This is a genomic window from Pseudomonas sp. CCC3.1 (assembly GCF_034347405.1).
In the GTDB taxonomy this organism is placed as follows: Bacteria; Pseudomonadota; Gammaproteobacteria; order Pseudomonadales; family Pseudomonadaceae; genus Aquipseudomonas.
Genome location: NZ_CP133778.1, coordinates 1223434 through 1237792, shown reverse-complemented (window position 1 = coordinate 1237792; position 14359 = coordinate 1223434). Strand labels below are relative to the sequence as shown.

Annotated in this window: 6 protein-coding genes; 2 read left to right on the top strand and 4 right to left on the bottom strand. The window is 48.0% G+C overall.

Going from position 1 to position 14359, the window contains the following annotated elements; all coding sequences use genetic code 11:
- Positions 1-37: 37 nt before the first annotated feature.
- The 4 genes from RHM56_RS05625 to RHM56_RS05610 form a co-directional block, all read right to left on the bottom strand.
- Complete coding sequence (locus RHM56_RS05625) at positions 38-2995, bottom strand: hypothetical protein (protein ID WP_322239400.1); 2958 nt, start codon at positions 2993-2995, stop codon at positions 38-40.
- Between the two features lie 71 nt (positions 2996-3066).
- Positions 3067-4485 (bottom strand): hypothetical protein, encoded by a 1419-nt coding sequence (locus RHM56_RS05620; protein WP_322239398.1) that lies wholly within the window; start codon positions 4483-4485, stop codon positions 3067-3069.
- 586 nt (positions 4486-5071) lie between these two features.
- Positions 5072-6202 carry a hypothetical protein gene (locus RHM56_RS05615; RefSeq protein WP_322239396.1) on the bottom strand — a complete coding sequence of 377 codons (1131 nt, stop codon included), beginning with the start codon at positions 6200-6202 and terminating at the stop codon, positions 5072-5074.
- A 77-nt stretch (positions 6203-6279) separates the two neighbouring features.
- Positions 6280-7485, bottom strand: a complete 1206-nt coding sequence (locus RHM56_RS05610) for a hypothetical protein (protein WP_322239394.1) — start codon at positions 7483-7485, stop codon at positions 6280-6282.
- A gap of 424 nt (positions 7486-7909) precedes the next feature.
- Here RHM56_RS05610 and RHM56_RS05605 point away from each other — a divergent pair, with 424 nt between their 5' ends.
- Positions 7910-8986: a hypothetical protein gene (locus tag RHM56_RS05605; RefSeq protein WP_322239392.1), complete on the top strand. Its 1077-nt coding sequence runs from the start codon at positions 7910-7912 to the stop codon at positions 8984-8986.
- A 47-nt stretch (positions 8987-9033) separates the two neighbouring features.
- On the top strand, positions 9034-14217 hold the full coding sequence (locus RHM56_RS05600; RefSeq protein WP_322239390.1) for an RHS repeat-associated core domain-containing protein: 5184 nt from the start codon (positions 9034-9036) through the stop codon (positions 14215-14217).
- Positions 14218-14359 lie beyond the last annotated feature (142 nt).

Sequence of the window (14359 nt, the reverse complement as noted above, 5' to 3'; positions counted from 1 at the left end):
GCGATAATCTCTTAGCACGTTAAAGTATAATTCAAGCCTAACCTTTTATAAATCCAAGCAGCAATTTATTACGACTATCAGGCAGGGTTGTGGATTCAAACGAAATCTGCAATCTATGTCGATTACCCTCAACATCAAACAATAAAACCTTCAATACTTTGCTTAAATGCTCACGAGTTTCATTATCCAATGCATCTCCATTTGCTACACCTGGAATACTTGTAAAATAAGGAATATTTGCTTCTCGATTCAATGTTATGACTAATTGCCCAGGGGAGACCGGCGCATCTGCCTCGCTCAGCATCGTGTTCAATTTTGATTGTCGGCGCAGAGCAAACGCACTCAGTGCCGAATCATAGACAATCATGGTGGGCTTGTCGTTGATATCATAATATGGCGCCGGATAAAAAACATAGCCGGTATAACTTAAGAAAACCTCATCGCGCTGCTCACTTTCCCAGCGAATCAATGATACATTATCCTCAAATTCGACACTCACAAACCTCTTCGGATATAACCCCAACCTCTTATAACCAAGAGCCCAGTAATCTATTGAGTCCAGTACATAGCTAAATTCATCTTCATCGCTATAGCCTTCAGCGCCCTCCCCATTGAACACACGTTTTCCAACAAAGCCATAATCTGTCAAGGCGGGCGTGGGAACGTTTACTGCTGTTAATCTAACAGTCGTATTTCCCGTGCCGTGATCTTCGGATCGAAAGCTCTGACCATTATCCTTCTTAAAACGTGCTGCTAACGTTCGGGTACCCTGAGAGTTACAGTGAATATATACATCTTTAATCCGTTCACCCTCTCCTATCAAGGTAGACGCTGGCTCAAATGAAGCAGTGTTCATTAGATCAAATCGATTTCGCTGCAAATTCACGGCCCACTTATCATCATTTTCGTCGGGAATACCCTCCTGGTACTCTTCAATGAAGTCCAAATCGCTATTATTACTTTCATCATAAATTACTAGCGTCGCTAACTCCTTATCGCTGACCGGGATAAATACAGTTTCTTTATTACCCTCATCGTCCTCAATCTCGATGGAAGCTGTCCCGATGGTAATTCTGACAGGAATTTGCTGATAGCCATTGGCGTAGCACGTCGGAGATGGCTCGATTGCCTCAACTTTGAATGTATCCAACCCTATCCAAGTGGGTGGCGGAGGGTCAATGTGCCGCAGCAAGGGTTGAGCAATTGCAAAGCTACTAAATGCTAGTCCATCATTTACTTTTAGATCGCAGGTTATGATGTTGACGGCAATCCCTTCGTCCAAGGTCGCTGGCGCTTCATATAAACCGTCTGCTATCGTGCCTTGCCCTAGCACCCCCCACACTAATTCCGCTTGATGATATAAATTTTGATCAACCATTTTTAACTGCACGGTGCCAGTCAGTTTGGAAATATGTTCTGTATAGGAAGGTGTTAATTCAAATTCTAACCTGCCACTCAACAGGGCTACAGAAGTATGGGCAACGTTACCCAGGGTGTCCTCTACCCGGATTCGCTGCAACCTCACTAACGGCACACCGGCCATGGGGGCTGGGGGTGTATAACTCGCACGGTTCTCGCTTGTAACGTCGAGTTTGCCAAGCCCAGGTTGCCCGGGTGCATAATCCAGTAATGTCCAGGTCAACTTAGCCCCCTTGGCACTGGTGGCGACTAAATCAAAAGGTTGATCGCCCAACGTTATCGTACGCACAAAAGGAGCAACGCTCACCCCTTCAAAGTTACTCAATACCATTGCGGTGGTTTTTCGCGTAAAACCGTTAATTGCTTTTTTAGAGGTAGCCGTCACTGCGGTCGGCAGCAAATCTTGATCCATCAGTGTCGAACGGAAAGCGGTATAGTGCCCAGTGTCACTAATCTCGCCAACCGCCAAGGGGCTGGATACACTGCTCACAGACCAATTAACGGCTGTGACCTCTTTCCCCGCTGCATCCCGCACAACGAACTGTTGTGAATCCCCGCCTTTCAACTGCAGAAACTGAGGCTCGATTGTTAAGTTTTCTGCGGTTAGTTTCGTGTTACCTAACAACAACAAATCGCAGGGCTCTCTTCGCGGACCCGGTACTTCTACAAATTCATGCTTGCGCCCCAACCCAATATTTTTGAGCAACCCCAATTGCATCTCATCGGCGAAGCCTAACAACTGATGATTTAACACTAATGCAACGCTGTAGAGGTCTTTCTTATCGTTTTTATCATCCGGTATAAAATAAGGAAACCCTGAACCATCCGTTGGCAGCCCAGGTGTTCCCTTTGTCCCTTTTAGCCTGATAAAAAATACGACCGCTCCCTCAGAGGTGCCCTCTGGATTAGGGCTAGGGTTAATCTGGGTTCTGATAAAAAACTCTACGGGACTCAGTACATGGTTACGTCTAAAAGCCATATGCCCAAGCTCATAACTGAAGCGAAAATCTTTTTGTGCCTGGAGAAACGCCTTGAACACACCGCCCAAAGCTTCTTGAAATACCTCAGACCGCTCAAGGTTAGAATAAAAGCGCGTATCGTCATCGACTTTAAAATCGAGCTTAGCAATACCGTAATTATCGACTTGCCCGAATGCCTGGCTCAGCGATAGGCTCGCTTGTACATAAAACCCCATACCCGCGGTCATACGCTGGGAGGCAATGACCGTGGTTTCAGATGATCCAACATCACGCCGTGAAGTCGTGTATGTACCCCCGACAATATTTAAGCGGATTGTCAAAACTGAACTTTGCAAACTAGAGTGTTCAAAATCAAACAGCACTTCCAGTGGTCCTAATACAACACCCTTCAGCTGTGCTTTTATCGTTTGCCCTGAGTCCAGATATAGCTCATCAGTCAACGGCGGCAAAAACTGTAACTCACTGAAGGCATCAGCATACTGTTGCGTGAATAAAGCGTTCACTTGGCTTTGCCCCACTACCAGGATTGCCCCCCACCCAACGGTAGACGGCGTATCCTTCATCCGGAGTAATAATTGCTCTAAACTATTAGACATGACACACCTCATTAATTGAATAACAGCCGACTGTTATCAGCTTCGGCGTTCACCGTAGAACCGCCACCTGCCTATGCAACCACTTTAACATCTAACAATTGCACAAATGGATAGAGGGGGTCAGGCTCACTATTATCAAAGCTGACAAAAAACTTAAGTGCCATGTTTTCACCCAGATCCAAAGTCCGCAAGAAGTCCATAGTGACTTGCGCACTAACTTCTTCACTTTCAATTTCGAGCGCAGAAACACTCGTGGCATTGCGCAGGATGACCTCTACTGCGCCGCCCTCAGACACACCACTGGCCTTAATCGTCAGCAATTGACCAACGGCCACAAACATCCACAAATCACTGTATGCTTTTGCTCCGTCTTCGCCCAAACGGGCCAACGATAAGGTTTTTCTGCCGCCTAACTCCTTACATTGAACACTCGGGTAATACAACACCGCCACTGGGATTATCCGCAGTTCAAATTCGATGGACTCATTCTTGGTTATTTCACCGTCTTTAATTCGGTAAAACACGGGAAAACGCTTGTCCGCATTGCCCATATTGGCGGCGACATACTCAGGCGCAATGTAGAACTTTTTGCCGACACCATTGATTGGCCCAACTATTGTATTTCCACCGTTGGGGTGGCCTTGCCAATGCAACTCAAGTGTCTCGCCCGGCTTTAAAACCACTTCATTAGGTACATGTATAGTGACCCCACTGGCCGCTATCAATGCTTCCAGCGTTCCTTTATTCACCCCACCCGCTACCGCGTCTTTAATGATAGGAGGTGGCAAGATCTGGGACGCTTCAATCAACACGCTTATTAACTCGCTGCTCAAGGCACTCCCAAAGCGCGCATATTGATAACCCATTGTAATAGTTCGACCTACATTGTCGTTTAATATTTGCACCGGCACGATGCATTCGAGCATGTCACTGCCCAACGTTGAAGGATCTACCCGCTGCCAATACACTTGACTAAGTGAAACGTCAGAAGAATCAAAATAAAACAAAACATCGTCGCCGGGCTGAATGGTTGGGTACAGCGGGATCACTTGCAGCCGCAAACCATCAGGGTATTGTTTAGGGTCGATCGTTCCACCTGCATACCCTTTAATCTGAATAGCGGGAAGGCGGTCTGTACCCTGCGCAACAATATCGAAACGCTGCACGTCCGAAAGACTTACGTCACGACTTTCATTGTGCTCAACACTGTAGAAGAGTTCGGCATACCCCTCGTAGATTTGAGCAACCTGACCTCTAGGCAGATTAAACAGCAATGGTTTTCCAACATAATCTTCTTTAACTTCAACCGTCAAAGTCCAAGGGTCCTCGTCCCAACCATCAGAATACCCTTGCCATGTCAAGCTTACTTTATCCCCCACGGCCATCGCCTGATAAGGCACCACAACAACTGTCGCGCCGTTGGTAGTAACACTATCTCCATTAATTTCCAGCCCATGGGACTCTTTGATCTGCGCTACTGGAAGTTTCATTGATCGCGCTCCTATGTACATGAATAACCGTTGTGACTCAGGAAGTAATACATCACACTCAGTCTGGCCTACGCTGTAGGAATAAAAGGCCCAGCCTTGGTCCAACGCTCTAACAATGTGATTAGGCACTCTTATCAGCATACCCAGTTTTTCGGTGTAGTCAGGTGTCTACACAATAACCAGAGAGTTAGCGACATCAGCGGGTGTACCATTCACCGAACAGCCACGCCAGTTAGGGTTCAGCTTGTCGCCTTCTGCAATACCGTCATACTTTATATACGTCAGTAAAGGCCCATCACCCAATTCCGACAGATCAATCCAGCGCTTATTTTTTTAACGCTGGAACAGAAGGCGGCGCAAACAAATCATTCATTTTTTTCACTCGTAAAATTAAACGTATTGACTCACTCTGCGGAGTGACTCAGTCAGTGCTGATGCTCAGTCTAGTTTTACACTTACCCATGTGCGTTGCCTACTGGCAAAACGAACAGGTATTCAACAAACAATTTATTGGTGCCGTATAGGGGCAGCGATTTTTTCATGTAACGTTCTAAACACCTGCAACCCCAGCAACACACACCCTTGTTCAGCCGTTCAGCAACTCCACTGCACGATCAATGGTGAGTAACGGTAACGGCAAAATAATGTGCCCCAGCAGTGTTATTATTCCCGGTATAACTAAGGTACCTGTAACCACTGCATAGCGATAAGAGCCCTGCGGATTCACCGTGAATACACCCGTATTCTCATTCACGCTGCCAGAGCCTGTGAGCAAGGCCCACTTGACACCAGGAATGGGACTACCTCCATTGTTTAGCGCAACCAATGTAACTGACTCAACAGCCTTTTCGCTGCGTACGCTGTCAGCGTCTATAGTAATGCTCAGATTTTGTTGCCCGTTAAACACTACAACCGCGCAACTCGAAGAATCATTACCATAAGAGGCGACAACCGTATCAACCCAAGAATATTTACCTGTAACAGGGGGGCCAGCCTGATAAGTACATGTGCCGTCAAGATTCGAAGTGATTATTGCCCCGGTGGCGTCATCTTCTATATCCCAAACAATATCTTTGGGCTGCCCTTTTACACTGCCGGCTGTCAGAGTCAGTTTTAGATCGAGACCGGCCGTTGCCACTTGGACCAATGGATTAACGTTAAGCGACGTTTTCACCACTGAAATCAGCCCGGAACTTTTGTAACCGTTTAAGGCGTTCGTTGCGGTTACGCGGACACGAGTCATCGGGCCCGTAATCTGAGCAGCTGCTGGTGCCGTATATTTACCGCTTATAGAATCAATGGTACCAATAGCGTTGTCGCCCCCCAAGGCTGTTATTGTCCATACAAGCCCGGTTACGGGAGGCTCAGTGACACAGGTGTGTACTTCACCGGCAACAACAATAGGGGATATCGGAGACACACTAAAACTGGTTTCTTGTGGTGAGATATCACCAAACAGAGCCAAATCACCCGTAAAGCATGTAGCACTATATCCTATTACATCTTCATTCCCAAACAACAAACTCTTAAGACCCAGCACGTTAATACTATTTAATGCAGACACCAAATCCGAAGTTCTGAGAAAGAATCCTTTATCAATTTCACCTTCATACTGTGTGCATATAGCACGTTTTATATCATCGTAATATTCATCCTCTATCTGCCAACTGAGCACCTGATCCATCCATGCACGACTTTCAGCTTTGTCAAAATCCATGTACTGCACAAGGTATGCACCCTGATGGTCAATATAAAACGCACAATGACAAATATAATCCCACTTCGCATGATACGTTACTCTAAAACTCCTACCCTCAATCCCCAGCCCCCCACCCCCTTCGACTCCCCTTTCCAATGCAAAGTCAGCCCTCCATCCACCCTCCCCTCCAACGCCTCCAAACTCGGATTCGGAGTCATAGCAAATGTGGATTCTCGCTCGCTTTCATCGCCCTTCAAATAAGGCTCCATGTTTACAGGACCGCAATGTGCGTCATAGAACTCTTGATGTACAGCAGCAAAATGCATATTAGTCTGACCAGCAACACCGGTTACAACAGTCACATGTTCACCGTCTGGCTGTACAATTTCAAATCCTGGCAGTTCTAACAGCCAGTCATCTGATGTTTTTAAGCCTTCTACAAATAATCTTGAATAGATATAATCTGAACCGAACAATAATGTTGTCGAATACCCAGGCTCATCAGGAATCAGATAAGCCATGTCACCGTCTTTCGCCGGCAGGCTACCACTCTCCCTCCCCTTCATCGCCATAAACACTAAGATCTGCCCATCTTCCTCATCAACACCTTCGGCATCAAGACCTATAAGACTGGACCCTTTTTTTGGTTGTACGCGAATTTCAAAATCCCCTGGATTGGCTAATGGACTGTCGTTATTTTTTATAGTATTGAGTACAAACACTTGGTACTTCGGCTCCAGCTCCGCAAATAAGTCATGAAAATACTCGGCGACCCGTTGGCGATTTTGTTCGGTCGCCCCGAGTGAGGATCTCCAGACCGCGGCTCCTACCTTACTCAAATCCAGCTGCACATTCCTTTCACCTGTTACGGTGCCCGGTGCTTGCTCCAAGCCGATATTCAGCCAGATTTTTTCTCCGGCCAACGGGCTAAACTCACTGATCTGAGTCACCTCTTTGACTGTTCCACCAGTGGGTATCGACATCGTAATATGGCTACCACCGACCAGATCAAACGTTAATTTTGCGTCACTGGAAGCAATCGTAGAGTTTTCAAATGACAACACAGGGGTAGATACAATAACCCCATAAAAATGTTCAGAAGGACTCGTTTCCGGGACCACGCTCGTAATAGGGGCGAGATAACCACTCGGATTGTCAAAACGCCCGATATACTCCTGCATCAACATTTGGTTAGTTTTCACGCGATCGTAAGCCAGGATTGCATCCCACCCCAGGGTGCGAGGTTGTTGTTTCATCCACGCTTTAATCGATGCCATTGAGTTAACTGAATTATCGGACATTGCATTACTCCATTTATGCCGCAGTATTATTACGCACCCTAGTTTCATGGCGACCACAGTTGCCCCTGATGATGGCAGGTGTCACAGAGCCCATAACACGCCCCTGAATATTGACCATCGGCTACAGGCACTGAGTGAGTCAGACCGCTTATGTCTGTTCTACACCCCTCACGGCAATCTTGATACTGGTAGAAATGCTAGGTTATTCGACAAAACAGTACACCGCTTGCAACCCTGCGCCTTGCTGAACCTAGCAGTTCTAACAGGTATACAGATAACGGCTTGAAGTATTTACTAGAGGTATGAGCCCTTAGAAAACAAGGGTTATCCAATGCCTCCCTTTAACCTTGATCGTATCTGCCCAGCTTTGCATGCACCGTCCGGACACTATGTGAGCCCAATCAACCTATTAAAGGATTTTCAAATGAAAAACTTCACAATCGCAACCTGCATCCTCAGTTGTTCACTGACATTGATATTACCCGCGGGGGTTAATGCGGCAGATCCCGAGCCTGCTCAAAATACAAATGACGACTATGGCACTATTATATTACTGGACAAGGATAATAAAAAATGCACTATCGCTCTCCCACCCCCTACCACAGGTAGAGTTTGGGAGTATGACTTTGATCACATAGGCCTTGATTGTGAGGACAATACAGCCGAGAAGATCATTTTTACAAACATCCCTTCTGCTACTAAAATACTGCTAGCCGACACCAGTTTTTGCGCTAGAAAACTCGCCCCCAAAGACCATCTTGATTTTTTCAAAAGCACCTTTTGGGTTGAATTTAAGACAACAAAAAATCATTTCTCAACCCCTTACGACCCTGCGCTTACACTTGAGACTATTGCGATCCCTGCTAAAAACAAGATAGTTACCCCCGGCCTTCAAATGCTGGATAAAGAATTATTTGACGGTGTTCATTCACTGCGCGAATCGTTATCCTGTATACGTATTACCACCTCAGCGCCTAACATCCCCCCATCACCGCTTCCTGTTCAATTGTCTGAACCGGCATGGGAAGATGCAGGCTCTTCTTTTAGCTACATAAAAACCTGCGACCCAAACGAAGTGATAGGCGACATTAAATTAACTGAAGGAGATAATAGAAGGACATTGATTACCTGCCAAAAAGTCTTACACAACTCAATCCCGCTAAGTGTAACTAACGAAAGTTGGAAAAAAGGAGAAATCCATAATAACAACGTAAAACTTGTGTGCGATGAAGACTCGATGATTACGGGTATTGAACACTCCCAGGGCCGACATTTATTTAAAGTTAGATGCGGAAAAGTCCACGACAACAACAATAACAACATGATTGTTGTTAATGATTCATCATGGGGATTAAACCCTCCCACCAGTGAGTCCTGCCCTGGCAATCAAGTCCTTGTTGGCGAACGCGTTCGATACGATTCAGGCGTGCCATTTACCGCTTATCATCGCTGCGCCACTCTAATATATCCAGTTGCGACCCCCACTCAGACAACACCATGATAACTCTTCATTAACCGTCACCTCGCACTCACTTTGAGGACCTCTTCATGGCCAGTTCCAATACTGTACATTCCAACGCATTTGGCTTTATGAGCTTTCTAAATAACTCCGTTGATCCGAGAACCGGGCAGTATGTACTTTCAATAAACCTCCCTACCCTGAACGCCAATGCTTTGCGCGGGCCTTCGCAACCTTTGCAGTTGGCCTTTAGTCCGCTCAATACTCAGGACGCCGGTTTTGGCAAAGGCTGGAGCCTCAACCTGTCCCAATACACCCCGTCCAGTAAAATGGTGGCGCTGAGTACGGGCGAAAGTTTCAAGGTGACTGGCAGCGGAGAAAACGCCGCCATTAGAGAGCATAAACTCGACTCTTTTCACTTCAGCTTTCTGAACAATAACAAGTATCGGATTGTGCATAAATCCGGGCTGGTCGAGGAATTGAAAAACTATGGTTCCGGGGACAATCTAGTCGCCCTGCCACATACCATCTACGCCGCGTCAGGGCACGCGATTTATCTGGACTACGATCCCTCTGAATTTGGCAGGCGCCTAAAGAGCATCCGGGATGAGCAAGGTCTGTTGCTAGAGATTGACTATGCCAGTATTAACCAGATCGATATTAATATTGCTCCAGAGGCAGGTGGCAGCGGTATCCCTAAAGCCCGCTACCAATTGAAACTCGTCAATCGCGAACTGACAGAAATCGTGCTGCCTTCTGACGATAAAGCTTCATGGCGCCTGAAATACACGTCCTTTGGCGACTTTTTGTGTGTGAACAGAGTCCTCACACCTACGGGAGGGCGGGAAACTATTCATTATGATGATGAAGGTCATGCTTATCCGGACAATGCCGAGAGGAAAGATAATCTGCCTCGCGTCACTCGCCACATGACCTACCCCGGATCTGCGTCAGACCCTGGAACGCTGCAGGTGAACTATGTTTATACCGGCACAGAGAATCAAAACGGGCACAATTTTTTGGGCGCGGGCGCCGACGTAAGCTGGGAGCCGGACGGGGTGGACAACCTCTATAAAGCACCCAGTAGCTACACCTATAGTTCGACCAGCCAGTTGATGGTGGCGCCCAATAAGATTGGGCGTAGCGTCAAGCGGATCTATAACCGCTTTCACTTGCTGATTGAAGAAGAAACCACGCAAAACAATTGCGTCCAGAAAGTGACGACCACTTACCACAACACGAATGAGAGCTTTGACTATCAACCGCCGCAGTTCCAGGCCCCCAAACAGGTTGTGACGCGCTGGTCTCTGCGGGATAACGCGACCCAATTTCGCGAGGAAACGGTCACCACCTCATTCGATGAGTACGGAAACCCGTTGCAAGAGATCAAAAGCAGTGGTGTCACCGTTGACTACTGCTACTACCCAGCGGACTACGTAGGCGACGATTGCCCGCCTGATCCGCACTGCTTTGTACGCAATCTGAGATCGCAAACGGTAACCCCCAGCGGCGACATGCTCCCTGGCGCTCAGATTTTGCAAACTTTCTACAGCTATCAGGCACTGCCAGCACTCAATGGCAGCGAACAACCTGCGTTTCTGGTGATCGCAAAAGAGCGTCTGGTAGAGATCAGATCGGGGCAAAAGATCGAGTTGCAACTCACATCGCGAGATTGGTTCGACCAACCAGACGATGCGTTGATTCATGGACAAGCCAAATCCCAATGCACCGTGATCAACAACCTGCAAACTGAAAGTCTGTTTGACTACTCGCCCGTAATGTTTGCTGTCAAACAAGAACAGAGCCGTACGCACGTTACTGTTTCACCTCTGGACATTCGCACGCTCAAAGGTCTTCGTGCTGATCAGTTTGCCCTGCAGATTAAAGAAACATTGGTCGGCTTCGACGACACCAGCAAACAACCCATACGTAAAACCAGTACCCGGCAATATTCTCCTGTAAGCGGCCAGCTATTAATGGCCCCAGATCTGCATGGCACTCCCGTTCTCTATCTCTACGACAGCATGGATCGTGTAGTAAAAGAAATAGTTGCGCCGGGACAAGAAGAAGATGAAACCAGCATTAGCTATACCTACACGCTTTCACAGGCCGCAGGGCAATATGCCAGTCAAATACACCGGGATGCAAAGGGTGTCGAAACCCATATTCAGTGCGACGGCCTTAACCGCGTATTGTCTGAAGCACGCTTGATACCCAGTGACACTGTCCCGACGCCACAGCCTCGGCAAACCTACGCCGCGACCTGGGATGCCTGGGGCAATTTGAGTGAGGAAACCAGCATCGACTGGCTCAATGAACAAAATATGAACTTGAGGACGTCCTATACATACGACGATTGGGGCCAGCTGGAATTCAAAATTGACAGCAGCGGCCTGAAATCGGTGCAACAAACTACACCGACCAATAACACCGGACCTATTCAAACCAGTTGGTTTGAAAGCAATAGCACGCCCATTCTCATCAGCGACCTCAACGTTACCCACTTCAACGCGTTGAACAAACCAACGCTAGTCAAGCGCCTGGATACACAGGCATTTAACAGCCGCATGCAAACCATGACGCCGCCCCCGACAGAGGCAGAGGTCAGAACAGCACTTAAAATGGCCATGCTTCTCAATGAACTGCCAGCCCAAGGCAGCGTTGAATACAGCTATGACGGTTTAGGGAACTGTTTGCTACAGACCGAAAAATTCACGGGTCAACAGCGTTTAACACGCTTTGAATATGACAGCTGGGGTCGGCAAATCAGTTCAGTCTTACCTGATGGATCTCGCGTTCATCGAGTCTTTGCCGAACATTCAGAACTGGAACTGGTAAGCCAGTTACAGGTTTTCCCTGCCAATACATCGGTACCGGCCACCATCGTTGGGCGCCAGCACTACGACGGTCTGTTGCGTCTGACGGAGGTATCAACCGGCCCCCTGAGCCACCCCCGAACGCAGAAGTATCGATACAAGGAAGGTCAGGCACTGGTGAGTGAATGTCTTACACCCGAAGGTAATACCATCAAATACAGCTATAACACGCTACTGACCGAGCGACCCACTCAGATCGATATCCTGAGCAAGACCACAGCCCTCATCGACTCCACGACCTACACCTATGACCCGAAAACTGCTGACATCACGGGCATGAGTAAAAGCGGGGGACAACGCACATACCTGTATGACAGTAACAATCACTTGCGCAAAGAATCATTTTTTGACAACTCCCCAATTCCCCACGAAGTCGTGTACAACAACTCGTTGCAAGGGCGCAACATTTGGCGCAGTGATGGCGCAGTGGAGACTAAAAGCGAGTATGACAAGTACGGTCGATTGTTCAGCATCTCTCAAAACAATGTGAGTGCAACGTTCAGCTACAACGCTTTTGGGTTGCTCCACAGCACCGTCACAACTGCCAACCCAGACAATCAGCAGAACAAAAGCACACTGACGACGACACTCGACTACGACACGATGAATCGTGAAATCAAACGTACCTTCGAACTTGATCAACAACCGCTCTATACAGTGAGCCAAACCTGGTTTGAAGATGATCAGTTGCAAAGTCGCACCCTGGAACATCAAGGCAACATCCTGCTTAAAGAAACCTACCTATATGACCCTCGTGGACGCCTGCAAGAACATGTATGCGAGGGGGAGATGGCGTATTTGCCAAAAGACCAATTTGGGAATGCAATAGAGAGACAGATTTTCATTTTTGATGAGCTGGACAATATCAAACGTTGCATCAGTAAATTCCTAACCGCGGAGGGTAAAAAAGATGACATCGCGTTCTTTTCATACGATGAAGATGATCGATTCAAGCTCATAAAAGTCACACACACCTATACTGACGGCGGCTATCCAGCCTCTCAAACATTCGAGTACGACGCCAATGGAAACATGCTGAACGATGAACTGGGACAACGTTTTAAGTATGACAATCAAGGACGATTGACCGAAGTCAAATCCGCCGTTGATGACACCGTCAGCAGTCAATATCGCTATGACGGACATAATCATCTGGTGGGCGTTATTCATGAACAAGAAAATGAGTGCTTGCGCTTTTATCAAGGCACTCAATTGAGCCATACACTACAAGATAATAAATACACACACTTTCTATTAAGTGGCGGGGTAGCGTTGAGCCAGCAATTGGATGACCACAACCAGACCCTGCTGTTGCTCACAGATGCCAGCCCAAGCGTAATTGGCGAAAGTCTTAACGGTCAGATCCACCTGGTCAGCTACAGCGCTTACGGCGAACAAGATAAGACTGCCCGGTTGCAGACCTTACTGGCCTTTAACAGCGAAGTCTGTGAACCGCTGTCAGGCTGGTACCTGCTGGGCCGTGGTTACCGCGCCTACAACCCGGGCTTGATGCGCTTTCACTCGCCGGACTCGCTCAGCCCGTTCGGTGCGGGCGGAGTCAACCCTTATGTTTATTGCTTGGGCAACCCAATCCGCTTCCGCGATCCAACAGGGCATTACATCGGTGATCGAGGCAATCTACCGCAGTACTACGAACCTCTTCCTGAACCTGAAGGTCCGAGCTTCCTGGAAAAATGGCTGTATGTGGGGCTGGCCGCTCTAGGTGTCATTGCCTCAATAATTTTTCTACCCATCTCTGCCCCCATGATTGCGGGTGCAGTCATGCAAATCGTTGGCTTAGGACTGCAAATAGCTGGCACTGCCTCAGAAAACGGTGAACTTACAGCCGCTGGGGTAGCGCTCGGCGCCATAGGCGGGATGATTTCATTCATGGGTGCTGGCAAAGCCGCTGCCATGCAGCTAGCGACAAAAGCAAGTGCAGTTGCGAAACCGGGCGCCACGGCAGTGCAGTCCACTCAAACCTCGATGGGATTCCTCCCAAGGGCTCGTTTGATATCTAACCTTGGCGGCGCCAGTAAAGCCAGCAAAGCCAGCACATCCGGAGCAATCCTCAAGCCGGCCAGCTTTGTTCGCAAACCCCCAACAACCAGCTCTAGTCCTGCGCCAAGTATTCGTTCATCAAGTAGCAATACAAGTGCGGCACCTAGGTCAAGTTCCCCCGCCATGGAAACTGCTGCGCCTCTAGAGAACCTCTCTAAGGTGCCTGTTGCACCGCCAGCGCCTGCTCTACAACCACCAAGTGCGCTTGATATCTCAAACGCGGGGTATCAATCCACCGGGCGTAGCGGTGATGCAGTCTCTAGGTTGTTCGCCTCTTTTGGGTTAGGCCCATCCAGCTTTAAAGTTCCTAAAGACATCGCTCATCTTTTTGTTTAAACGCCGCCCCCTTAGCCCGTGTAGCGCTCAAGCGCTACACGGGCTTTTTCGTTGTGCTTCGCTTTGTCGTGCTCGCTGGAAATCACTTCGCTGTACACCCGAAAAGTGAGAGTTCTCTCATATTCACGCCCCAAGAGTCTCC

Coding starts and splice junctions, on each gene's coding strand:
- RHM56_RS05625 (WP_322239400.1), bottom strand. CDS start 2,995: ATGTCTAATAGTTTAGAGCAATTATTACTCCGGATGAAGGATACGCCG.
- RHM56_RS05620 (WP_322239398.1), bottom strand. CDS start 4,485: ATGAAACTTCCAGTAGCGCAGATCAAAGAGTCCCATGGGCTGGAAATT.
- RHM56_RS05615 (WP_322239396.1), bottom strand. CDS start 6,202: ATGGATTTTGACAAAGCTGAAAGTCGTGCATGGATGGATCAGGTGCTC.
- RHM56_RS05610 (WP_322239394.1), bottom strand. CDS start 7,485: ATGTCCGATAATTCAGTTAACTCAATGGCATCGATTAAAGCGTGGATG.
- RHM56_RS05605 (WP_322239392.1), top strand. CDS start 7,910: ATGAAAAACTTCACAATCGCAACCTGCATCCTCAGTTGTTCACTGACA.
- RHM56_RS05600 (WP_322239390.1), top strand. CDS start 9,034: ATGGCCAGTTCCAATACTGTACATTCCAACGCATTTGGCTTTATGAGC.